Below are 24,788 nucleotides of genomic sequence, written 5' to 3' on the forward strand. Positions count from 1 at the left end.
CTGTAAATTCTTTTATGCTTATTTTACCTTTGCTCTTTTGCGCATATTTGGCTCTAAAATTTTTTTACGAATCCTTACATTCTGCGGCGTTACTTCTAGAATCTCATCATCTTCTATCCATTCTAACGCCCTCTCTAACGTCAAATCCCTTGGTGGCACAAGCTTTATCGCCTCATCAGCTCCACTGCTACGCATATTTGTAAGATGTTTTGCCTTAATAGGATTTACATCTAAATCGTTATCTCTACTATGCTCTCCAATCACCATTCCCACATATACTTTTGTTTGTGGAGTGATAAAAAGAATACCTCTCTCTTGAATATTGAAAAGTGAAAAACCTGTCGCTTCACCACTCTCCATACTTACAAGCGCACCATTTTTACGAGATTCAACACTGCCACTAAAAGGACGAAACTCTAAAAAGCTATGATTCATAATTCCCTCGCCCTTTGTATCTGTCAAAAACTCACTACGATAACCAATAAGCCCACGCGCTGGAATCTCAAATTCTAATCTTGTATAACCATCACTCATAGGATTCATAGCTTTCATTTCAGCTTTCCTACGTCCAAGCTTCTCAATAATGCTTCCACTACAATCTTGAGGTGTATCAATCACCAAATGTTCAAAAGGCTCACATTTAACGCCATTTTCTTCTTTAATAATTACTTCAGGACGCGAAATACTAAACTCAAAACCTTCACGGCGGAGATTTTCTGCTAAAATTGTAATCTGCAACTCTCCTCTCCCGCTTACTTTAAATTTACCTTCACCCATTTCCTCACATCGCATAGCAATGTTTGTTTGCATTTCTTTAAGCAACCTGTCTTTAATTTTATTTGCAGTTACATGTTTGCCCTCCAAGCCTGCTAAAGGACTATCATTTACCGCAAAATACACACTCATTGTTGGCTCTTCAAGGTGCATAGGGTCAAGTGGCATAGGGTTATTTGGATCAACAACAGAATCTCCCACATCAATTGCGCTAAATCCAGCTATGGCAACAATATCTCCGGCTTGTGCGCTCTCTATCTCTGTGCGTGCTAGACCCAAAAAGCCTATGAGTTTGCTAATGCGCCCAATTTCCTTTTCGCCATCACTTTTAGCAAGCATTACATTAGCACCTTTTTTTATCACACCATTAAATACTCGTGCGATACCGATTTTACCCACATAGTTATCATAATCAAGCGTGAAAATCTGCATTTGTAATGGATTTTCAGCATTACCGCTAGGAGCAGGGACATATTCCAAAATAGCCTCAAAAAGCGGTTCGAGATTCTTCTTCTCATCACTAAGCTCTTTAATTGCGTAACCATCACGTGCAGCAGCATAAATTACAGGAAAATCAAGCTGAAAATCACTTGCCTCCATTGCAACAAACAAATCAAAGACTTCATCAACTACTCTATCAGGCTCGGCAGCAGGTTTATCTATCTTATTGACAACAACAATAGGGCGGATTCCAAAACTTAATGCCTTTTTCACGACAAATTTTGTTTGTGGCATAACACCCTCTTGTGCATCTACAAGAAGTAATACACCATCGACCATTTTTAATACTCGCTCTACTTCACCACCAAAATCTGCGTGTCCGGGTGTATCAATAATATTAATTTTTGTATCCTTGTATGTGATAGCAGTATTTTTGGAAAGTATCGTAATGCCCCGTTCTCTTTCTAAATCATTAGAATCCATAACGCGCTCATCAATTTGCTCTCTCTCACCAAATGTGCCAGATTGCGTTAAAAGTCCATCAACAAGGGTAGTTTTTCCGTGATCTACGTGGGCTATCACAGCAATATTTCGTATATTTTGCATAAACTTCTCTTCTTTCTTCAAAGGCTAAAATTAAAAACGCAAATCATATATAATTCTTTCTAAATCTTTTCTAAATTTAAAAAAACTGAAACCATATAAAGAAAAAATAAAGCTTTTATTTACCCATTGCGTAGGGTTTTCACGCAATCCTTAATTGATGAAATAAGATATTCTATGTCCGAAACACTGTGAGTATAATGAATACTTACTCGTAACCACATAGGTTTTTTGCTCGAAGTGCAATCTTGCATAAGATAATGTCCATAAGGACCAGCGCAACTACACCCTGCACGTGTATGAATACCATATTTACGACTTAAAAGCGCACATAAATCAAGCGGAGAAATTGAACCAATATTGAAACTCACAATTCCCAATCGTTCAAGTGATAAATCACCATATATACTTACAGCAGGTATTTTTGAAAGTTCGTGTAAGAACACTTCAGTAAGAATCTTTTCTCGCTTTTTGATAAAATCTAAACCAACTTCATTGCGGAGTTGATAAGCCAATGCTGCATAAAGCAAACCTAATATATGCGGTGTCCCTGCTTCTTCACGCATTGCTACATCATCGATAAAAGAATGAATCTTATCATTAGCATACTCTATCACGCCTCCACCACTAAAGCTTGGTGGCAAATCATTATGAAGCAACGATTTGCGTATAGCTAAAATCCCGCAAGCACCTACTCCTCCTAAAAGCTTGTGAGGCGCAAGAAATGTAGCATCAAAATATGTGCAAGGCATATTCATATAGGGTGATGCACTCGCCATATCAAGCGCAATAGTCGCTCCATATGCCCTCAAAAGATGAGCACAAGATTCTATTGGAGCAAGAATCCCTGTAACATTAGAAGCTGCACTCAAACTTGCAATAATATTTTTGCCTTTAAGATTCTGTAAAATATATTCTAAATCATTTATATCAGGCAAACCTTGATTGTTAAATGCGATTTTATGAATATGGCAACATCCTTCCTTGTAGCTAATCTCATTAGAATGATGCTCAAATCCACTAAGAATAATATGTGGGAGTTTGAGAGCATTTGTGCGTAAATCATATATCTTAAGTTCATTGAGTAAAGGTAGGGTGGAAGAGAAAGATTCTTGTGCTTGATGAGATTGTGCGCGACTATATTGATATGCCATAGAATCTAAGGTAATTTTAGAATCTACTCTATTTTTTGATATTTTATTCTTACTTAAAAGTGTAGTATCTTTAGATTCTAAATGCTCAAATAAATATTGCAAATGCAGAAGTGTTTGCGGCGGTATATAAATACCCATAATCTCTTGAAATTTCTTAATACCAAAACTTGCCCCACTTCCTCCAGCAATCAGCACAAAATCATCATTTAAGCCAAGTGCGCCAATAATATGCTCCTTTGCTTTTTCATATAGCGCACTCATTAAAGCTGCGTGGGAAGAAATATGCGAATGTGTATTTGCATAATAGGGCAAAATAGATTCTATGCGCTTATTGATTGCCTTATACGAAAGCCCTGAAGCCGTAAAATCAAAATAATGCTGTTTTGGGGCGAGAATGGTATTTGCACGCAAGGTAGAGAGTAAATCACTATCATTTTTTAATAATGGTGCAAAAAAATGAGAAATGATTTTTTTATTCTTTTTTGATACAGAAGACATTGTTTTCTCCTTAGATAAAAAATTGTTGTTACTTTATGTATCGCTTTCATAAAACACAATAAATACTTTCCTACGCCACTTTTTACAACAAAATAAATAAAGATGAAAGGCAAAAAATACACAAATGAGAAATTTTGACATAATATTTTAGATAACTTTCACTTTACTTTCCTTCTTATTTAGGATTTTTATTATACAATTTAAAGCAAACCAATTATATAGGGTTTTTGTTTCTAGGACAACAACAAATCACAAGGAGAGAACAATGAGTAAGAATTATGAAGAGTTCATTAGAGAATACGAATCACACAAAAGCGAACGAGCTGCACAAGGTATTCCACCTTTAGCACTCAATGTCGCACAAACACAATGTGTAATTGATATGTGTAAAGATTCAGGACTAAGCACAGAGCAAAAGACATTTGCCAAAGAATTGCTTATACATAGAGTAAATCCCGGTGTTGATGCATCAGCCCAACTTAAGGCAGCGTTTTTAGGAGAGATTCTCTTAAATAACAAACAAGATTGGGGATTTAGCCCAAAAGAAGCAGTAACTTATCTAGGCACAATGCTTGGAGGCTACAATGTAGCACCACTTATTCAAGGGCTTTCTCTTGCAGATAACTCACTTGCACAAGCGTGTGCAGACGCTCTCAAACATACACTTTTAATTTATGATAATTTTGAAAAAATAGCTGCACTCAATACGCCGCTTTCAAAAGAAATTATAGAATCTTGGGCAAATGCAGAATGGTTCAAAAGCAGAGAGGGCTTAAGCGAAACAATCAAGGTATGCGTTTTCAAAATTGATGGCGAAACAAATACAGATGACTTAAGTCCAGCAGGTGATGCTTTTACACGAAGTGATATTCCTCTTCACGCTAAAGCTATGCTTAAAAGCAGAATTGAAAATTTTGAATCCCGCATTGAATCTGCTAAGAAAAAAGCTGCAGAAAATAATGCTGTTGTAGCGTATGTAGGAGATGTTGTCGGAACAGGAAGTAGCCGTAAATCTGCGTGCAACTCTATTATGTGGCATTTTGGAAAAGAGATTCCATTTATTCCCAACAAAAAAAGTGGTGGAATTGTGATAGGAAGTGTAATTGCACCTATTTTCTTTAATACTTGTGAAGATAGCGGTGCGCTTCCTATTGTCGCTGATGTAAGTGAATTAAAAGATGGTGATATTATTGAAATTAACACAAATAAGGGCGAAATTAGTAAAAATGGCAAAGTCGTTGCTACTTTCACTCTTAATCCTGTTACGATAACCGATGAAATTCGTGCAGGTGGAAGAATCCCACTTATCATTGGGAGAGGACTTACTGCAAAAGCACGAGAATATCTTAAACTTGGCAAAGGTGATGTGTTTAAAGAAGCTAAGCAACCTGCTCCTAGCACAAAAGGCTATACTTTAGCACAAAAAATGGTAGGGAAGGCTTGTGGCGTAGAAGGTGTGCGTCCAGGAAGCTATTGTGAGCCAAAAACTACAACAGTTGGTAGTCAAGATACTACGGGTGCAATGACAAGAGATGAGATTAAAGAGCTTGCAGCACTTAGTTTTGGTGCAGATTTTGTATTGCAAAGTTTCTGTCATACGGCAGCTTACCCTAAACCTGCCGATGTAAGCTTACACGCGACTTTACCAAACTTCATAGCTGAACGCGGTGGTGTAGCATTGCGCCCTAAAGATGGTGTTATTCACTCTTGGCTTAATCGTATGTGTTTGCCTGACACAGTTGGCACAGGTGGAGATTCACATACAAGATTCCCTATTGGTATTAGTTTTCCCGCAGGGAGTGGCTTAATTGCTTTTGCAGCCGTTACGGGTTCTATGCCTCTTGATATGCCAGAATCTGTGCTTGTAAGATTTAAAGGCAAACTTAATCCGGGTATTACATTACGCGACTTAGTCAATGCAATCCCTTACTATGCAATCAAACAAGGTCTTTTAACGGTTGAAAAAAAAGGTAAAAAGAATATCTTTAGTGGGCGGATTCTTGAAATTGAAGGTTTAGGAGATTTGAAAGTTGAACAAGCCTTTGAATTAAGTGATGCAAGTGCAGAAAGAAGTGCAGCAGCTTGTAGTGTGCGCTTAAATAAAGAACCAATCATTGAATACCTAAGCTCAAATATCAAACTTATAGAATCTATGATTGCTCAAGGTTATCAAGATGCAAAAACATTGCAAAGAAGAGCAGATAAAATGAAAGAATGGATTGCTAACCCTGTGCTTTTAGAGCCAGATAGTGATGCAGAGTATGCTGCAATCATTGAAATTGACCTTGCTGACATTAAAGAGCCAATTTTAGCTTGTCCAAATGATCCTGATGATGTAGCAACACTTAGTGAGATTCACGCTAATGCTAAACGTCCAAAAAATATTGATGAAGTATTTATTGGTAGCTGTATGACAAATATTGGGCATTTTAGAGCATTTGGTGAAATTGTCAAAAATGAGGGACAAAGTAAAACACAAATTTGGATAGCTCCTCCTACCAAAATGGACGAAAAAGAACTTACAAAAGAGGGATATTTTTCACTCTTTGGTGCAGCAGGTGCAAGACTAGAAGCACCAGGTTGCAGTTTATGTATGGGAAATCAAGCGCGTGTGCGTGATAATGCAGTAGTCTTCTCTACTTCAACACGTAACTTTGATAATCGTATGGGTAAGGGCGCACAAGTATATCTAGGAAGTGCTGAACTTGGTGGCGTATGTGCAATGCTTGGACGACTCCCAACAGCACAAGAATACCTTGAAATCGCTCCTAAAAAGATTGAAGCCAAAAAAGAAAGTATTTATACTTATCTTAATTTCAATCTTATGCCAGAATTTACACTCTAATCAAAGTGTAACCTAAATTGAATCTTATCTATGGCTTGGCTGAAGTCTTGCCATAGATTCTAATTGTCTCCTCTATCAAACCTACAACTTATAGATTCTCTACTTTTCTTAGCTTTATAAATACTTTATTAACGCTTATTTTAAAGGAATTTTAATTCACAAAAGTATATCATTATGACTTGTTTGCAAGGATTTGTAAAATCCCCTCACTTTAGAATACAATTTCTAAAAAATGTTCTTTTTCCTAAGGAATATACAATGGACAATACTATACAAATTGATGTGCGCAATCTCCCCTGCCCTGAACCAGTTGTCAAAGTTAAACAAGCACTTGTGGGTGTCAATGAGCATTCTTTAAGCCTTAATACATATGAGATTATTGGTAATACACCCTCTTCTAAAGAGAATCTTGCGCGTTTTCTTACATCTGAAGGTTTTGAATTTGAAACAGGATTCGGACGAGATGGGCAATTTATGATTGTTCTTAAAGGTATAATAAGCAAAAAACATAAGCAAGGCAAAGATAAAATTGTCCCTAAAATGATGCTTTTTAAAAGTGATAGGGTAGGCGAAGGTGAGCTAGGCGGTATGCTTATCAATGGCTTTTTGAAATCACTGCTTCATTGTGATGTTTTGCCACAAAAGATTCTCTTCATTAATCGTGGCGTGCTTCTCACAACAGATAATAAAGAAGTCGATAATACTGAAATTGTAGAAGTGCTTAAAGAGCTTGAAAAACAAGGAGTTGAAATATACTCTTGTGGCTCTTGTTTAAGCTATTTTGCCCTAACAGAACGGCTTAAAGTTGGTATGATAGGCAATGCACTAGAAAGCATTCAGAATATGCTCTTAAGTGATAGTCTCATTTCTCTTTAGGATTTTCTAAAATGGCAGATTATGAACTTACACAATATATTCAATGCGCAGGTTGAGCAGCTAAAGTAGGTCTGGAAGACTTATCACAAATTTCTAGTGAGCTTAGCCAAAAGCCAAATCCCCTTTTGCTTACGGGATTTGAAGACAATGAAGATTGTGGGGCAATGCTTCTTTCCACAGAAAGTGAGTATGCTATTCTTTCAAGTGTGGATTTTATCACCCCTGTGGTTGATGATCCCTATATCTATGGTCAAATTGCCGCTGCAAACGCATTAAGTGATATTTTTGCTATGGGTGGTAGAGCATTAAGCGCACTTAATTTACTTATGTGGGATAGCACACATTTTGATAGCGCAGTGGCAAATGCCATTCTTAGAGGCGGATTAGATAAAATTACAGAATCTGGAGCATTGCTCCTTGGCGGACATACGATTAAAGATAAAGAACAAAAATATGGTCTATCAGTTAATGGTAAAGTGCATAAAAATAAAATTTGGCGTAATAATACGGGATATATCGGTGATTTACTTGTGCTGACAAAACCTATTGGAAGCGGGATTCTTACAACTGCTATTAAAGCACGTATGCTTGAGGACAAGACAGAAGTCATTCGCACTATGTCGATGCTTAATCTCTATGCAGCAAAGATAGCACAAAACTACGAGATTCACGCTTGCACTGATATTACAGGCTTTGGACTTATAGGACACGGGATTGAAATGTGTGGTAAGATAAATAATGAAAAAAGTGTGCTTTTCTATACACAGCAGATTCCATTATTTGAAGGTATCAAGTCTCTCGCACAAATTGGCATTGTGCCTGGTGGTTCGTATGAAAATAAAAATGCCTTGCAAGGCAAAGTAACAATACAATGTGAGCTAGAAGATGATATTTTTTATTATGATGCGCAAACTTCAGGTGGCTTACTCTTTGCCCTCCCCCATAATCAAGCACAAAAATTTGTAGATGAACTTCGCACAAATAACATAGAGCACGCAAGTATTGTAGGAGAAATTACACCAAAACAAGAATCTACTATTATCTTAGGGTAATAAGACACTTATTAAATTAAAATACGTATGCTAAACATTTATTTGCTACTTTTTTGCAAACTTCATATTCTTAAAATAATTTACATACATAACTTTATTTTTTTGCAAACTTTATCGATTTAGAATCTGCCTATTAATATTTTTCTTATAAGGAGTGCTGTATGCAGTTCAATATGATAAACACCTTGGTGCGAAGATTCTATGTGCTAAAAGAAGAAGGTTTTGTGATGAATCAAAATTATGTAGAAGAATTACAAAACACTTTGTCAAAAGAAGAATTTGCTATTTTTAAGTCAATGTTTGACACTGATGATATTGAGAAAGCAATTGATAACATTAAACGCTCATACACCAGCGGAGCAAAAAATAAACAATATGTCATTGATATTCTCTCCGAACCAAAAATAACACAAATTGCCACTACCCTACTTAAAGGCTCAAAAGCAGAAACGCTCGAAAAAGCTATTCGTGTAAGAAAAGAGATAGATAAAGGTAGTGTGCAACTTTTAGACATCACAAAAAACCTAGAAGAAAAAATACTCACCTTTTTAGACACACGTGTGAGTAAAATCCCTGCTAATACATCACCTGATGACTATACCAAAACACTCGCCACTAAAGAAATCAATATGAGTAACCTTGCACGATATTTTGGAGGAGATTTTGAAAAAGCCTATCTTGACGATAATGGTATAGGAAAATTATATTATGAGTTTCTCACTTGTAAGATGCTTGTAAAGCATAAATTTATGAGACCTGAAGATGCTCAAACTCACTTGCTCGTGTCTATTTGGAATGCAATCCCTGCCTTTAGGACAAAAACACGTGTTACATCAGTAGGAGCAGTAAGATAAGATTCTATAAATAATGTGTGAATCTACCACACATTGCCATATATTCGAATATTTTTCATTTTTTATAAAATCTCAACATTTTTGGAATATATATTGCTTGTCCTTTTGTAATAAATCATAGATTTTACAGGAAAGGATGTAGTATGTTAAGATCTTTGTGGTCAGGTGTTAGTGGTATGCAGGCGCATCAAATTGCGCTTGATGTGGAAAGTAATAATATTGCCAATGTTAATACCGTTGGTTTTAAATACTCAAGAGCTTCTTTTGTGGATATGCTTTCGCAAATCAAACTCATTGCGACTTCTCCATACAAAAATGGACTAGGAGGGCAAAATGACTTCTCAATTGGTTTGGGTGTTGGGATTGATGCAACTACAAAAGTGTTTTCACAAGGTAATACGCAAAATACCGATGTAAAAACAGATATTGCCATTGAAGGCGATGGTTTCTTTATTATCTCTCCCGATAGGGGCACTACGCACAACTACACGCGTAATGGTGAGTTTCTCTTTGACGCAAATGGAAATCTTGTAACAACAGGCGGTTATGTCGTGCAAGGCTGGGTGCGCCCACCATTAGAAGCAGCAGAATCTGGCTCAATGAGTGATTTTGACTTCTTTAGAGTAGATAACACTGGACCAGTGCGTAATATTCAAATTGACCCTGGTATGGTTATGCCTGCTCGCGCAACAAAAACAATCACTCTACGTGCTAACCTCAATGCAGGGCGTCATGTTGATCAAATGCAAGATGTTGCAGCACTTGATTCTACCGCACGCACCGCATCTGATGGTGTTTCTCCAATCTATGATTCTCGTGGAGTGCTCACACAAGTGGGTGAGGATTTAGGCGTATTATTTAATGATGATGGCGATGCCTTTGCTTTAAATGAAAATCAAGGTATTTGGATGAGCTACAAAACAGCCTCTATCCGACACGAAACCGTAGCAACTGATGAAGTAAGCTCTATTGGTATTAATGGTGAGAATGTAAGCTTTACAAACAATTCTGCAATTACAGGAGTAAGCTCTATTGTCGCAGCACAAAATGCAATCAACTCTTTATATGATAAAACCGGTGTGAGTGCCTATGTCGATGCAGGACAACTAAGGATTGAAAATCGCAATCAAAAAGACGGAAGTGAGAAAGTTAAAAATATCCGTATTACTGCTGATGGAACTGGTGTATTTCAAAACTTCGTAAAAGGTGAGGAAGACATCACAGCCTTTAGATACCGCTATACAAAATCCGAAGATGCAGATTCTACTACTGGACAATTTAGAACCACAGAAGACTTACGCGCACTTATGCAATATGATGCAAATATGATTAAAAATCCTGAAAAAACTTATTATGAAAGCACTGCTTCAGTGGGTGTAACGCTTAATCGTTGGGGTATGTTTGAAATTGTCAATCACGATGATGCAGACGATGAACAACGCAATCTTAGCCTTTTTGTTACAAGCCACTTTAGTGATAGCGTAACAAATAATGTGCTTTTCAAAGAAACAATGAAAGCTTTAAATACTGCCTCACTTATTGAAGGTGGTTCAGGTGTTACCACAGGTAAAATCAATAAAGCTACTCACGCCACAAGCGTAGATATTGTGGATAGCTTGGGAAGTAAGCATAATATCCGATTCGAGTTTTGGAAAACAGGTGATGCAGTATGGAGTTTTAGAGCAGTAGTGCCAGAACCAGCACGATTTGTAGGTGGATCTGCATCTAAGCCTAATGTCTTTGAAGGTGGAAGAGCGACCTTTAATAGTGATGGCTCGCTCTCGGGTATGAATCCACCTGTATTGCAGTTTGACCCTAAAAATGGCTCAAACGGACCACAACGATTAGAATTAAAGTTTGGTGCAAATGAAACCTTTGGTGGATTAACAAGTGTGGATAAAATTTCAGAAACTTATTCAATCAACCAAAATGGCTACCAAGCAGGAGACCTAATGGATATTCGCTTTGACTCCAATGGTTCTTTGCTTGGGGCATTCAGTAATGGACGCTCTATTGCATTAGCTCAAGTCGCACTTGCAAACTTTGCAAACAATACGGGCTTGCAAGCCGAGGGTGGAAATGTCTATTCTCAAACAGGTAACTCCGGTGAGCCAATGATTGGTGCAGCAAATACAGGGCGAAGAGGCGGAGTATCAGGCAGCAAGCTAGAAATGAGTAATGTAGATTTAAGTCGTAGCTTAACGCAGCTTATTGTTGTGCAAAGAGGCTTTCAAGCCAACTCTAAAGCCGTAACAACTTCAGACCAGATTCTTAACACTCTCCTCAATCTTAAACAATAATGAATTTCTTTCGAGTGGGCTTACTTCCTTAAGCTTACTCACTCCTTTGTAATCGCAAATCTTACAAACCATACCTGCTCTATATTGTATAGAATCTTAAAGAACTTTAAACATTTGAAATATAAGCAAGAGAGTTAGCAAAAATTTGTCATAATACGCTAAATAATCCTAAAGGAGCGCATTATGACTTCTCATTTTGAGCGCATTATTGCCTATAATCGATACAAAACCTATGCGGTTTTATGCGTATATATTGCTATTTTTATTTTTATCGGGCTTTTGGCAGATATTATCCGCATTGACGCTCCAAGTCTTCAAGAGGGATTTGCTATGCTCCTTAGTCTATATGAATTTCCTCTTATCACTTTTGGTATGGCACTTGTAGCCCTGTGTATCATTCTCTTTAGCATAAGGCAATTTTCACGCATTATGCTAAGTGGTAATGAATATAAACGCATTAATCCTAATAATGTCCTCTCACGCAAAGAATCTTCTCTTTATGGAATCTTGCAAGATTTGCTTAAAAGTGCGAATTGTCCTTTTGAACCTGCACTCTATATTATGGAAGCTCCCTATATGAATGCCTTTGCAAGTGGCTGGAATGAAAAAAATTCTATGATAGCAGTTACTTCTGCACTCCTTGAACACCTTAATGAAGACGAATTAAAAGCCGTAGTCGCCCACGAGTTAAGCCACATTAGACACGGCGATGTGCGACTTACAATGTGTGTAGGGATTCTAAGCAATATTATGCTTTTGGGTGTAAATATTTTTGCCTTTTACTTTAGCTCCTCCCAATCTCAAGGGGCAAAGAGTGCGCGAACTATTCTGCTTATCTTACAATTTATTCTTCCACTCTTCACACTTGTGCTTAGTCTTTTTATCAGTCGTAACCGCGAATATATGGCAGATTCTGGAGCTGCGTATTTGATGAAAGAAAGTGAGCCAATGGTTCGGGCATTACAAAAAATTTCTCAAGACTACTCACAAAATCAATACCAAGAGCCAAATCCTACACGAGCAAATGCTTATCTTTTTGGCATAGGCGAGATTCTAAGCACACACCCAAGTGTGCAAAATCGCATAAAAGCATTACTTGGACAACATTTCTAGGATACATTATGACAAAGCACACAAAAGACCAATCCACACCTTTACAATCTTCTCTTTTAGAGCAAAATACACAGCTTTTTTTTGAAACACTCTGCCAAAATGTTGGGGAAAATTCTAACCGAGAGGGGTTACTCCGCACTCCCGAGCGCATAGCCCAAAGTCTCTCTACTATGCTGAATGGCTATGTTCAAAGCCCTAAAGAAGCACTCGGGAGTATTTTTGAAGAAAGCACCTATGATGAAATGATTGTGCTAAAAAAGTTACATTTCTACTCAATGTGCGAACATCATTTGTTACCATTTTTCGGGTATATCTCTATTGGATATATTCCTGACAAAAAATTTGTAGGCATTAGCGGTTTGGCTCGGCTTGTGGAAGTTTTCACGCATAGACTACAGATTCAAGAAAATCTCACTGCACAAATTGCTAATGCTATAGAATCTCATCTCCACCCCAAAGGCACAATGATAGTCTGCGAGGCACGACATCTTTGCCTAGAAATGCGCGGGCAACAGCCACAATCACCTATTATCACTTCTGCATTGCGCGGACTCTTTAAGAAAGATTCAAGAACAAGAGCTGAATTTATGCAGCTTATCAAAGACTAAGCAATATAAAATATTGACAAAAAAAATTTTTTAAGTTAAACTAAGCCCCAAGCCTTGAAACTTAAGGCATATTATTTTTTGGAGGTTTTCAATGAAAAAAGTTTTTGTAAGCAGCGCGCTTTCAGCTCTTCTTGTGTTACCAGCGGCAGCACTTGAAGTGTATAGTGGAGATAATGCTACACTTAGCGTGTATGGTGCTATCAAAGGTTATGTAGGTATGGGTGAAAATGCTCGAGTAGGAATGGGTCCTGCTGGCTTCCTCTTTGGTGTGCAAAACAACTCAAACATTGGCTTTGATGTAGTAGCTGATAAATTTAAAGCAAAAGTTGAGTTTGGTGCAATAGAAAATGATCCATTTGGAACTGCAAATGGTGCAGTAGCTCCGCTCCGCTACCTTTGGGGTTCTTATGATACAGGTTTAGGAACTATCCTTGTAGGTAAAGCAAATACTCCTACGACTGATATTTTCTCAACTGGTGTGATTAATAACGACACAGCACTCAATGGCTTTGGTGGTCTATCCACAGCTACAAGAAGACTTCAAGTGCAATATAATGTTGCTGGTTTGAGCCTAGCCCTTATCTCTGACTACATTGCAGAGCTTGCTTCTACATCTTCGCAACCAAATGCAAATAGTAGTTCTACGATGCCTCGTATTGCATTAAGCTATACTATCTATAATGGCTCAAATCCACTTTTCCAAATCGCAGGAACTTATAAACGTTTTACAAGAGAATCTGAAGGTAATCCTACTATTGCTACTAGTCAAGCTAGTAATCCAATAGATGCGTGGCATATTTCGGTAGGGACAAAGCCTACATTTGGTAATAACTTTGTGTCTCTCTTTGGATTCTATGGCAAAAACCAAGATGTCTATGGTGAAACAGGCACATTCTATAATAATGGAACTTGGGGTCACAGCAAAGGCATTGATGGTCTAACAACAACAGGCACAGGAAGAAATATTAAACGTGCAGGTGGGAAAGCTGAACTTGGCATAGGTCTCTCTAAAGATGCGACATTCACAATCGGAGCTGGGTATCAAGAAACATTTGGTGAAATTCAAGGTAGTAAATACAAATCTGTTGGTGTCTTTGCTCAAGTGCCTTACAAAGTAAATGCAAACTTCACTCTTACTCCAGTAGTTGGCTGGTTCCAAACATCAGGTGTAAATGGAGCTACAATAACAGATACTGTCGAGAATAAAGTAACAAAAGTAACAAGTGTTGTTGCTGCTGGTCGCGTTATGTGGAGCTTCTAATCCTAGAGATTCTAAACTCTAAGCATAAACTAAGAAATAATCCCTTTTGCTTAAGCCATAAGGGATTGTAAGTTTCAAAACACTCCTTTTCTAAGCTCTCTCACTAAGGGGAGCTTAGGCTTTTATCAAATCTTTTTTTATATTTATTTTATGTTCGTTTATTATTCTCTTTATATTCTCACTTATTATGCTTTATTTTATAACGCTTTTATTTCTATAATTTACACTGCCCCATATGATATTTAAGAAAGATTTTCTAAACTCAAAAATATTTAAGATTTTGTAAGAGATTTGTAGATAAGATATATTTGAGGTTGCCTTAAGAGGTGGTAGCCTCTTAAAGTGTAACCTACTTCAAAAAAGGAGGTTACTTATGAGTAAGACCCGAAAAATCTTAGCCATTATTATACTATTATGTATCATAATAGTCAAGTGTAGCTAAGAGAGTTAGCCTCTACTCTTTTGCTAGGGGGTAGAGGCGTCTTACTCTAACCTCTTACTAGCCCAAGCTTACAAAAGCCATTCACAACGCGCAATGCGCTTGACTTCACCTTTAAAAAGAATATGAGAATCTTCTCCCTGTGATAGCCACAAAGTTTCTTTGCTTGGTGGGATAAGGATTGCTTCCTTAGCACATAGTTTATTTTTAAACGCTAGAGCAAAAGCTGCTGCTGCACCTGTCCCACACGCTTGAGTAATATCCTCTACACCGCGTTCATAAGTCATATAATCTATGTGCTTCTCTCCAATACGCGCAAGTGTAACATTTGCATTATACTTTACACGCAACTGCTTTAAAAGTTTATCTTTCTTTGTGGGCAAATTATCTCTCACAAGACCTACCAAATGAGGCACACCAGTATCAAGTAAATACCACATATCTACACCATAAGGATTAGATTCTATAATATGCTCTTGTAATAATGTATATGCGCCTAAATCACTTTGCACTAACAAAGGATTATTTTTATCTATTTCAATGCCAATAATCCCCACTTCACTCAAAAAATAATGTTGTTTAGGAGCGATACCTTCTATATACGCATAATGCCCTACACTTCTACTTGCATTTCCACACATTTTAGCTCTTGAGCCATCAGCATTATAAAATTCCCATTTATATGTGTATTTTTCATTTGGAGTAGGAATCACCGCCACCATACCATCAGCACCAATACCATTATGACGCTCACAAACTCTCTGCGCAAGAGTAGAGCGAGAGCTATCATCACTTGTATGTGTGGTAAAAATAAGAAAATCATTGCCATTGCTACTATATTTTAAAAAATATATGCAATCTTGTTTTGATGAGTGTTTTTTAGAATCTAGTGCATTCAGTGAGGCAAGATAAGATTCTATCCTTTGTTGCAAAATCGCTAGAGTCCCATCATTACCGATAACATCATCAGCTAAACGACATTTCTCATCAATAGACATTTGCGCCCCTAGTCGCATTTTTGCTTCTTCAAAAGTAAGATTATCGCGTTGCATAACGCGTTCAATCGCCTTTTTTGCTGGAGTATAAACTACAAGTGAGCGTGCCACAGGAAAAGTATCTTTCCCCCCTACTTCAAAAAATAAAGGAATATCTAAAAAATACCACACTCCCTTTTTTTCAAGCTCTTTTGCTTGGGTGAGTATCTCTTGTCGGATATATGGGTGCAAAATAGATTCTAATTTTTCGCGCTCTTTGGGAGAAGCAAAAATAATTGCCCCGAGCTTTTTACGCTCAATGACGCCATTTTTATTAGTAATCCCCTCTCCAAAAGCCTCTATAACTTCCGCACTATGCTTTTCAAGCATTTGATGAGAAATTTTATCAGCACAAATACTCTTATATCCATAAAGTGCAAGAAAATTCACTAATGTGCTTTTACCACTTCCTATTGAGCCTGTGAGGGCAATCGCGTGTTTTAGTGTCATACATTCAGCCTAAAATTTAGCAATATGTTGAATTTTTTCAAATAAAAAGTTAGGAAGAGTAAAAGCATTCTCGTGTATATGAGCGTTATAATATTGTAGCTGTGGAAGAAGGTCTATCTTTTGAAGGAGCATATCAGCTAATGGGTGAAATGCCTTAGACGCAAAAATATAACTCTTATCACTCAAAATGCTTAAATGTGGTGAAAAAGGCATAACGATACTAAAAAAATCTGCACAATCACTTATCTTTTCTACAAAAGATTCTCCCATAAGGATTGGGTGGTGATTGCGGATAATAAGAATCCCCTGCGGTGTTAGCATACGAGATAAACCATCAATTTGATGCTTAGAAAGTAAGGAATCTGCGATAATTAAGTCATACTTTTTAATATCTAAATCCATTATTTGCTCAAAAAGTGCAAAATGGGAATTATTGATGACTTGATGATAATGAGGCAAAAAGCTCATCAATGAATCGAGACTCTTTCTATCTCCTTGCACACAATCCACGCTCACATTATGCTTAAGACATTCGTAGGCAATTTCAAGATTAAAACTATCAAAAAGCAAAATATGTTCTGCATTAGGAAGCACACAAAGCGGAAGATGCGCGAGAAGCTCAGATTCTATAAAAAGATATTTTTTAAGGAGGAGGTGTGTTTGGTCTATCATAGCTACCTCATCAAAGTCAAGACTTTTAAAAATCTCTATGATATGCTTACTGCGCGAATCTAGAATTTTAGTATCAATCGTATATTCTTGGCGAAAATTTGGGGTGAGCTGTCGAGTAATCCACATAAAAAAGCCTTTTTATCTTCAAAACTAGCTAAAATATTTAAAATAATGAGTAAATTAAACTCCCCTACAGGTGCTTATGGCACATAAACATATAAGGTGCTCTGCTGTGTTCCCACCCTGAAGCGTTGTCTTATATATCTATTGCATAAGTCTGTAAGGAAGCGGGGAGATTGTATCGTGTGAGAGCTTAAAAGTGATTGAAGTGAGAAATTAATTCTCACCTGATTTTTTAGGATAGCAAAAGCGATAGCCTCTGCGGCGCACAGTTTCTATTGTATCAATGTTAAGAGGTTTGTCCATTTTTTGGCGAATTTGGTTAATTGCCACTTCAATGACATTTGGCGTTACAAGCTCTGGCTCTTCCCAAATCGCATCAAGAAGCTGTTCTTTTGAAACAATTTGGTCGCGATGACGAGCAAGATGTGTAAGCACTTCAAATGGCTTACCTTTCACTTCAATTTCTTGTCCTTTATAGGTAATTTTTTCTTCATCAGGGTTAATCACTAAATCTTCAATTTCAATCACGCTTGAACCCCAAAATCTTAAACGTGCTTGGATTCTAATCAAAAGCACTTCAAAACTGAAAGGTTTAGAAACAAAATCATCTGCACCTTCCTTAAAGACTTGAATCTCATTTTCAGCAGTGGCTTTGCTAGATGTTACGATTACCGGGGTGCGTGGGGATTTTTCCTTGACTTGTGAAACAATGTCAAGCCCGCAGCCATCAGGCAAATCCCAATCTACCAATACTAAATCATAATTCCGAATACTAATGAAATATTCCCCATCTTTTAAATTTTCTGCCACATCAGTTTGATAACTGCGTTCATTAAGCACTTCTGCGATTTTTTTACATAAAGTGGGATCATCTTCTATCACTAAGATTCTCATTTCTTTTCCTCTCAACACTTAAATTTAGCTTGGATTATAGCATATTTATAAAAATATTTTACCAATTCTAAAATTTCTTAAACTTGAAGAAATAAATAAATACTTTTTAAGCCAAAATAGACTATTTTTAGCTTCATAACGTTTGAGGGCATCATTATTTCCTGTGATAGGATTAATACCCTGCTCCATTGTATAAAACGCCTCATAGCCTATACTTTTTGCTGTGCGGAGCAAACCTAGATTATAGATTCCATCAGGCCACGCAAGATGTTTTGTCTCGATATTAAGATTCTCCTTAATAAGACGTTTTGATAGCTCAAAATCTTCGTGCCACGAAAGTGAAATAATATTTGAAAATTGATAAGTATGTGTCATTGAGCCTATGCTAAATACATCTTGCATTATGCGGACTTCTTCCCAATTACACACAATACTTCTTGGATTCTCTAAAAGTGCGTTTTTGCATTCATTGTGAGGCATTTGGACATAATCCCCATTAAGTTTTGAAGCTTCATCAACCCACTCTGTTACAACAAATAATCCTGCTTTCGCATTATATTTTTTTAAAATAGGATACGCATTCATATAAATATCACGCCACGCCCCATCAAAACTTAATAATACGCAACGTTCTGGAATAGAGGCATTTTCTTGCTTCAGTGTAATCAAGTCTTCAAGGCTTAAAAAGGTAAAAGACTTTTTTTGCATATATTGAATCTGTTGTTCAAAAATTTCCAAATAGACACTATGAGAATCTTGCATATCACGAATGTGATTATATTGAAGTATAGGAATACATTTCATAGATAATTTACCAATGACATTTGATTAATGCGACTTGTAGAAGCAAGCACTGCATTGTAATTTGTTGTGAGATTTGAAAAACGATTATAAGTATCGGCAATATCAGTGCCGATGACATCACTTTTTACAGATTCTATTTGCACGCGTAACACCTCATTTCGTCTAATTACATTTTCAAAACTTCGACTATGAGCACCATTAAGTGCTATCATTTTTTCAATATGGTCGCTTAAATGCCCAAACATCTCTATACCATTTTGAATCCCTTTATTACGCATTTGGTCTGTATATTCCTCACCATAAGCATCTGGGCGATAGACACCTGAACGCACTGCTTGAATAATATCATCAACAGAATGAAAAAAATCTACATCGGGCTGGTCGATAATAAGAGCATTACTCGCATTAAAAGTAAGTGATGAGCGATAATTGCGGATACCTTGCTCACTAAAATCATTGCTTGCATTATCATATATCATAAATTTCATACGCGATACAGAACGCATATCATCTTGAATTTCAATGCGTCCATCTTTACTAAGATATGTATTCACACGTCCATTTGTCTCTTTAATAAGAGTTTCATAAGCATTCTTTCCTGATTGGGTGAGTGTGCTATCTTGGATATTTTGATATACACTCATTGGTTGATTGCTATAATTTAATGCAATCCCTATCATATCAAGTAATTGGCGATAAGTAATGTCATCAGCTTTGCTTATAGTTACTGCTGGTGGCTCATCGTGAGGATTATAAAATGGAATAGAAAATTCAGCTTGAGACTTTGGGTCGTTCATATCAAAATCTGCATTAGGTAGCACTAAATGTGAACCTTTATCACTAAACTCAATACGCGCATTTACTGGGATTCCATTATGATCTTCCAACACAAGATGATATGTTTGTCCATTAAGACTTCCACCTGCAACCTCTGAAAGCTTCGTCTCTTCATTTGCATAGCCCATACCACTAGCGAGAATCTGTGAAACATTAGAGGTAAGCTTTGAACCTTGATTATCAAAGCTTACTTGGTCATATTCTGTGCGATAATCGCGTCTCATACCTTGAGTTTCCATTCCCAAATCATTAAGTGTAGTAAGAGAGAGAGAAAATCCACTAGGTCCATTAAATGGGCGTTCCATCATATCTCTTTCTTTGTGCGTTACATTCAAATCACGAAATACAATCTCTCCGCGTATAATCTCACCCTCTAGATTACCACCAAAATGCTGTTTTACCATTGCAAGTAAATCTTGGACTTCTATATCATCATCAATATGAATACTTAAAGCCTCAATAGGTTCTTCATTGATTGTGCCATCATCATTATTTGGACGCGTGCCTTCAATAACAAGTGTTTTAACATCACTAGACAATACATCTTTAAGCTTCGTCTGGAGAACAGCAGGAGAATTATCTTTTGTAAGCAATGTCGTTGGAAATTTCACATCACGATGATCATAGTTATCTTTAATTGCTTTGATATGGCTTTGTGAAAATTGCCCCATAAAATTGCTTTTTTGGAAACTTGTAACGCGTGCGCCAAGTGCAGGTAAATCATCAAGATTCTCAACATCAGTATCACTTGAAATAAGATGAAAGTCTAAGTTTGCACTACCTGGTTTAAGATTTTTAATTTCAATTTCTCCCCAAAAGTTTAAGCCCACATCAACAACTTTATTCTTGCTTGTATTGCCGTATTCTTTTCCTATCCTATCGAGTAAATCTTGCACTTTAGTTGCATTTGTAGCATTTTTATAACCCACATCAAATTCAAACTTACTTTTAAAACTCGTGCCATCGGGTCGAATACCACGAAGATAAAAATATTCTTTGCCATTATTGCTTGTATCACTATCATTGTCTCCTATCAAGTCGCGCAGGGTGTCAGTCGCCTTGATATACACTTCTTCAGGTATATCGCCTCGTTTAATTCTATCCATTATATTGTTATTAAGTTTTGTTTGATTGAATTTGCGTATATTCGTTGTAATACTCTTATGATAATCAGAATCCCGCCCAAAAAATAGTTCTTCACCTGTAATATTATAGGGTATGAAGTTATTATTACTCACCAATGCCTCAAGTCTTTCGTTATTGCCTTTATATGTCCCATCTGGCTCAAAAGGACGAATTTTGACATTACTTCCAGCAAACAAAAATTCACCACCGATTGCTGTATTTGCAATATTAATCATATGCTCTTTAAGTTTTTCTAAATCTCGAGCAATCGCTTCACGCGAAGTTGGTGAGTGAATATCATTTGCCGCTTGAATAAGCTTAGTATTAAACTGCTCTGCAGTTTGAGAGAGTTCTGAAAGGGCTTTATCGGTATTGAGTGTGGCAGTGTAAGCATCATTGCTCACATCAATCCCTTGGTCGAGGTTGATTTTCTCATACTCAAGCTTGAGATTCTGATTAAACACACTGCTATCTTGATATCCATATTGAATCTTCAAGCCTGAAGCAATTTTAGTATTCATATCCATAAGCTTACTTTGCATTGTGCCTTGATAATAATTCATTTGGTTGTATTTTGTGCCAAATGTAACACGCATTGTTATCGTCCTTGCTTTTGATTTATTGCATAAATGCTAACTCTATATCGGTTTTTAAAGCAAAAAGAATACCCTAAATCCATTTTTAGCACCTTTAATACATACTTATCTTAATATTTTGCTTCATAACTGCTTCCTCAAGACTTCTTTTAGAATCTAACGCGCAATATCAAGTGTTTCTTCTTGCTGCTCATAGATAATCTTGCTTTTATTCCATTCTCTATCCCCTTCCCTTTTTTTGAGGGTTTCTTTTGGATTCTCTACACTTTTTTCTTTACCACTTGGTATTTTTGCTTTGCCTTTAATATCTTTATAATAAATAGTTGTTGATGAACCACCAAAATTACTTGTTTCCCTATTATAATCCCCTCTTACACCACCCATTACATCAGCTTCACTTTTCCCAAGCAGTTCTTTTGGTATTGGAAGTCGCTTAATCGCACCATTTGGGCTAACTTCCATAATACCTAGTAACACTCCTCGTTTATGATCAATCATAAGTGTTTGGTTAGGCTTAAGATTCAATTCTATTTGTGCGATTGTTTCAAAATCAAGTATCATATTATCTGCCCACATTATTGCCATACTTGCAATCATACTCACTAAAACACTCTTTATACGCATTTTCACCCCCTATGATTTATACTTTAATGTTAGAATTATAGCTTAATTTTTTCATTCTTTAAAGGATTTTTATGCAAACAAGCACACCTATTAGCACACCAAATGCACCTCAAGCTATTGGTCCATACTCTCAAGCACACATTCATAATGGACTTATCTATACTTCAGGACAAATTGCACTTACACCAGAGGGTGATTTTATAAATGGTGATATTGTCGCTCAAAGCACACAGGTGCTTGAAAATCTCAAAGCCATTCTAGAATCTGTAGGAAGCAGTTTGCAAAAAGTCATAAAAACAAGTGTTTTCTTAAGCGATATGGAACATTTTAACGCTCTCAATGAAGTTTATGCACGATATTTTGGCTCACATAAACCAGCCAGAAGCACAATTGCCGTTAAAAGTCTTCCAAAAAATGCTCTTGTAGAAATTGAATGTATCGCGATACTCTAAATTTAAGGATTACTTATGGAAGATTTACAAAAACTCGCACGAATTTTTACCGCTCCGCTTGATTTTATTAATAAATATTTTAAAGTAATAGTATTTTTATTTATTGTATTTCTTATTATCACGCCTAGCGTTAGTGAAAGCGATTCTGCTTCTCCAAATCTCGCTAAACTTTATCTCACTACGCCAATTTATGAGAGTGAAAGTTTTGCCGCACAAATTGAAAAAATTAAAAAAAATAAAAGCATTAAAGGCGTGCTCCTTATCATTGACTCACCCGGTGGTGCAGTAGGTGCAAGCATTGAAATTGCTGATATGATAAAATCACTTGCTCAACAAATGCCTGTAATTGCATACACACAAGGTTCAATGGCAAGCGGTAGTTATTATGCAGGTATGTATGCAAATACAATTTATGCTAATCGTGGCGCACTCATTGGCTCTATTGGTGTGATTTTTAATGGCTTAAATATTAAAGAAATGCTTGATAAAATAGGGATTCAAGAGCAAGGTATCAAGGCAGGAGCTTATAAAGAAGTAGGCACCTCAATGCGACAATGGAGTGAAGAAGAGAGACAATTTATAGAGAATCTCATTCAAGAGCAATATGAGCTTTTTAGAAAAGATGTGATTGAGGCTCGTGGCTCAAAGCTTAAGGTGGTAGATTATAGGGAATTTGCAGAAGGTAAGGTATTTTCAGCGCATAAAGCAGCCCAACTTGGACTTATTGATAAAGTCGGCTCAATGCAAGAAGCTATTGAAGCACTCAAACAATCTGCAGGAGTTGATGAAGCAATATGGCTTAAAAAAGATAAATTTGAAGCCTATATGGATAAAGTTTTAGAATCTACAAGCACAAAGATTCTATCATTTATTGCTCCTAAGCTTAAGGCGGAGCTATGAGCGATAACTCAAAACAGATTCCACAAAGCATTATCCTTATTAGCACACCAGATAAAAAGGGATTAGTCTATCATATTTCATCTGTGCTTTATGAGTTAGGGCTCAATATTGAGCGCAATGACGAATATGTGGATAAAGAAAATGAATTCTTTTTTATGCGCACACAAGTGAGTGGCGAGAGTGATGAGTATATTTTACGAGATAAAATTAAAAAGATACTCCCTCCACATAGCACTCTTAAAATCCAACCTGTGGCGAAAAAAAATATCATTATATTCTGCACAAAAGAAAATCATTGTATAGGTGATTTACTTTTGCGACACGATAGTGGAGAACTAAATGCGCATATACAAGCCATTGTAAGCAATCACAATATCTTAGAATCGCTCGCACAAAAATTTAATATCCCATTTTTTTATATCCCAGCTGAAAATATCGAACGTAACACACACGAGAAAAAACTTTTAGAAGTTATAACGCAATTTAATCCCTCATATATCATTCTTGCAAAATATATGCGGATTCTCACAAGTGATTTTGTCAGCCATTTTGAAAACAAGATTATCAATATCCACCATAGCTTCCTCCCTGCATTTATTGGTGCAAATCCCTACAAACAAGCCTATCAACGCGGTGTGAAACTCATTGGTGCAACAGCACATTTTGTCAATGAGAATCTTGATGAGGGACCTATCATTACACAAGATATTATCCATATCAATCATAGCTATTCGTGGCAGGATATGCAAAAGGCAGGACGTGATATTGAAAAAGTCGTCCTCTCCCGCGCACTCAATCTCGCCCTAGAGGATAGAATCTTTGTCTATGGCAACAAAACTATCATATTTTAAGGAATACAATGTTGATACAACCTGAAACTTTCTCTGTATTGGTTGATGTGCTTCTCGGGATTTTCTATGCACTACAATGGATTACTTATCTCTTTTTCGGTTTAACACCTCCAGCACATACTAATCCTACATTAAAAAAACATTTTTATACTCTGCGACTCGCACTACCCTTGCGTCTTTTAGCATTATTTGCACTTTATAAAATCATTCAAGCACTTCTCTAATGCCTATTTCTCAACACTCACACAATCCTAAAACACCTAAATCAATAAAAGAATTGTTTGCGGAACGTAAAAAAGCACTTTTCAAAAAAACCCAGAAAAAAAAACTTAAGCCATCAAGATTCACACGCATTATTGATACATTCTATAATGCCACTCTCACATTTGTTACCTTTATCTCATGGAGCATATCGTGGTTGCTCTCTTTACTTTTATGGTATTGGCTCTGCCTTTTGCTTTATAGAGAGTTTGGATTTATACTTATGGACAAAATTCCACAAAAATGGCTAGAAATTCTTAATAAATTTTTCTAAACTCGTCTTGTGCATACGATATAGATTCAGCACTTTTTAGATACAATCACACAATTTTTATGCCTAAAAGATT

At 36.6% G+C, this 24,788-nt stretch carries 20 protein-coding genes, 1 other RNA gene and 1 pseudogene; 13 read left to right on the top strand and 9 right to left on the bottom strand.

The window, feature by feature from the left end:
- Nucleotides 1-18: 18 nt before the first annotated feature.
- Nucleotides 19-1,821 carry a translational GTPase TypA gene (gene typA, locus LS65_RS07865; protein ID WP_034360511.1) on the bottom strand — a complete coding sequence of 601 codons (1,803 nt, stop codon included), beginning with the start codon at nt 1,819-1,821 and terminating at the stop codon, nt 19-21.
- 119 nt (nt 1,822-1,940) lie between these two features.
- On the bottom strand, nt 1,941-3,470 hold the full coding sequence (locus LS65_RS07870) for an aminotransferase class V-fold PLP-dependent enzyme (protein ID WP_034360514.1): 1,530 nt from the start codon (nt 3,468-3,470) through the stop codon (nt 1,941-1,943).
- A gap of 265 nt (nt 3,471-3,735) precedes the next feature.
- On the opposite strand from LS65_RS07870, the gene acnB reads away from it, so the two are divergent.
- From acnB to LS65_RS07910, 8 genes and pseudogenes are all read left to right on the top strand, one after another.
- Nucleotides 3,736-6,315, top strand: a complete 2,580-nt coding sequence (acnB, locus tag LS65_RS07875) for a bifunctional aconitate hydratase 2/2-methylisocitrate dehydratase (RefSeq protein WP_138129833.1) — start codon at nt 3,736-3,738, stop codon at nt 6,313-6,315.
- Nucleotides 6,316-6,573: 258 nt separating this feature from the next.
- Nucleotides 6,574-7,191, top strand: a complete 618-nt coding sequence (gene yedF, locus LS65_RS07880) for a sulfurtransferase-like selenium metabolism protein YedF (protein WP_034363177.1) — start codon at nt 6,574-6,576, stop codon at nt 7,189-7,191.
- A 68-nt stretch (nt 7,192-7,259) separates the two neighbouring features.
- Nucleotides 7,260-8,243, top strand: a pseudogene (selD, locus tag LS65_RS07885) (selenide, water dikinase SelD); the annotation flags it as partial.
- Nucleotides 8,244-8,404: 161 nt separating this feature from the next.
- Nucleotides 8,405-9,097 carry a hypothetical protein gene (locus LS65_RS07890; RefSeq protein WP_034363174.1) on the top strand — a complete coding sequence of 231 codons (693 nt, stop codon included), beginning with the start codon at nt 8,405-8,407 and terminating at the stop codon, nt 9,095-9,097.
- 143 nt (nt 9,098-9,240) lie between these two features.
- Nucleotides 9,241-11,397 (top strand): flagellar hook protein FlgE, encoded by a 2,157-nt coding sequence (gene flgE, locus LS65_RS07895; RefSeq protein WP_034363172.1) that lies wholly within the window; start codon nt 9,241-9,243, stop codon nt 11,395-11,397.
- Nucleotides 11,398-11,580: 183 nt separating this feature from the next.
- Entirely contained in the window at nt 11,581-12,510 is a 930-nt protein-coding gene (gene htpX / locus LS65_RS07900; RefSeq protein WP_034363168.1) for a zinc metalloprotease HtpX, read from the top strand.
- Between the two features lie 8 nt (nt 12,511-12,518).
- Nucleotides 12,519-13,118, top strand: a complete 600-nt coding sequence (gene folE, locus LS65_RS07905; protein ID WP_034363164.1) for a GTP cyclohydrolase I FolE — start codon at nt 12,519-12,521, stop codon at nt 13,116-13,118.
- Nucleotides 13,119-13,209: 91 nt separating this feature from the next.
- Nucleotides 13,210-14,379, top strand: coding sequence for a hypothetical protein (locus LS65_RS07910; RefSeq protein ID WP_034363160.1), 1,170 nt, complete (start codon nt 13,210-13,212; stop codon nt 14,377-14,379).
- Nucleotides 14,380-14,889: 510 nt separating this feature from the next.
- Here the strand turns inward: LS65_RS07910 and dapF are convergent.
- The 7 genes from dapF to LS65_RS07945 all read right to left on the bottom strand — a co-directional run bounded on the left by dapF (nt 14,890) and on the right by LS65_RS07945 (nt 21,977).
- On the bottom strand, nt 14,890-16,302 hold the full coding sequence (gene dapF, locus LS65_RS10250) for a diaminopimelate epimerase (RefSeq protein ID WP_236096682.1): 1,413 nt from the start codon (nt 16,300-16,302) through the stop codon (nt 14,890-14,892).
- Between the two features lie 9 nt (nt 16,303-16,311).
- Entirely contained in the window at nt 16,312-17,100 is a 789-nt protein-coding gene (locus LS65_RS07925; protein WP_138129834.1) for a spermidine synthase, read from the bottom strand.
- A gap of 60 nt (nt 17,101-17,160) precedes the next feature.
- An RNA gene (gene ffs / locus LS65_RS10485) (signal recognition particle sRNA small type) lies at nt 17,161-17,258 on the bottom strand.
- Nucleotides 17,259-17,310: 52 nt separating this feature from the next.
- Nucleotides 17,311-17,991, bottom strand: a complete 681-nt coding sequence (gene hsrA / locus LS65_RS07930) for a homeostatic response regulator transcription factor HsrA (protein ID WP_034363158.1) — start codon at nt 17,989-17,991, stop codon at nt 17,311-17,313.
- 45 nt (nt 17,992-18,036) lie between these two features.
- Nucleotides 18,037-18,795 (bottom strand): polysaccharide deacetylase family protein, encoded by a 759-nt coding sequence (locus LS65_RS07935; RefSeq protein WP_034363155.1) that lies wholly within the window; start codon nt 18,793-18,795, stop codon nt 18,037-18,039.
- Complete coding sequence (flgL, locus tag LS65_RS07940) at nt 18,792-21,353, bottom strand: flagellar hook-associated protein FlgL (protein WP_034363152.1); 2,562 nt, start codon at nt 21,351-21,353, stop codon at nt 18,792-18,794. Before flgL ends, LS65_RS07935 begins: the two co-directional genes overlap by 4 nt.
- A gap of 156 nt (nt 21,354-21,509) precedes the next feature.
- Complete coding sequence (locus LS65_RS07945) at nt 21,510-21,977, bottom strand: hypothetical protein (RefSeq protein WP_034363149.1); 468 nt, start codon at nt 21,975-21,977, stop codon at nt 21,510-21,512.
- A 71-nt stretch (nt 21,978-22,048) separates the two neighbouring features.
- Here LS65_RS07945 and LS65_RS07950 point away from each other — a divergent pair, with 71 nt between their 5' ends.
- From LS65_RS07950 to LS65_RS07970, 5 genes are read left to right on the top strand one after another with little or no spacing between them, the layout of a single operon-like run.
- Nucleotides 22,049-22,429, top strand: a complete 381-nt coding sequence (locus LS65_RS07950; protein ID WP_034363147.1) for a RidA family protein — start codon at nt 22,049-22,051, stop codon at nt 22,427-22,429.
- A 15-nt stretch (nt 22,430-22,444) separates the two neighbouring features.
- Nucleotides 22,445-23,329 carry a signal peptide peptidase SppA gene (gene sppA / locus LS65_RS07955; RefSeq protein ID WP_034363144.1) on the top strand — a complete coding sequence of 295 codons (885 nt, stop codon included), beginning with the start codon at nt 22,445-22,447 and terminating at the stop codon, nt 23,327-23,329.
- Nucleotides 23,326-24,180 (top strand): formyltetrahydrofolate deformylase, encoded by an 855-nt coding sequence (purU, locus tag LS65_RS07960; protein ID WP_034363142.1) that lies wholly within the window; start codon nt 23,326-23,328, stop codon nt 24,178-24,180. The genes sppA and purU overlap by 4 nt, the downstream gene beginning before the upstream one ends.
- Before the next feature lie 8 nt (nt 24,181-24,188).
- Nucleotides 24,189-24,404 (top strand): hypothetical protein, encoded by a 216-nt coding sequence (locus LS65_RS07965; protein ID WP_034363140.1) that lies wholly within the window; start codon nt 24,189-24,191, stop codon nt 24,402-24,404.
- Entirely contained in the window at nt 24,404-24,715 is a 312-nt protein-coding gene (locus tag LS65_RS07970) for a hypothetical protein (protein ID WP_034363138.1), read from the top strand. Before LS65_RS07965 ends, LS65_RS07970 begins: the two co-directional genes overlap by 1 nt.
- The last annotated feature ends 73 nt before the right edge of the window (nt 24,716-24,788 follow it).

The organism is Helicobacter japonicus (genome assembly GCF_000762845.2).
Taxonomy (GTDB): domain Bacteria; phylum Campylobacterota; class Campylobacteria; order Campylobacterales; family Helicobacteraceae; genus Helicobacter_C; species Helicobacter_C japonicus.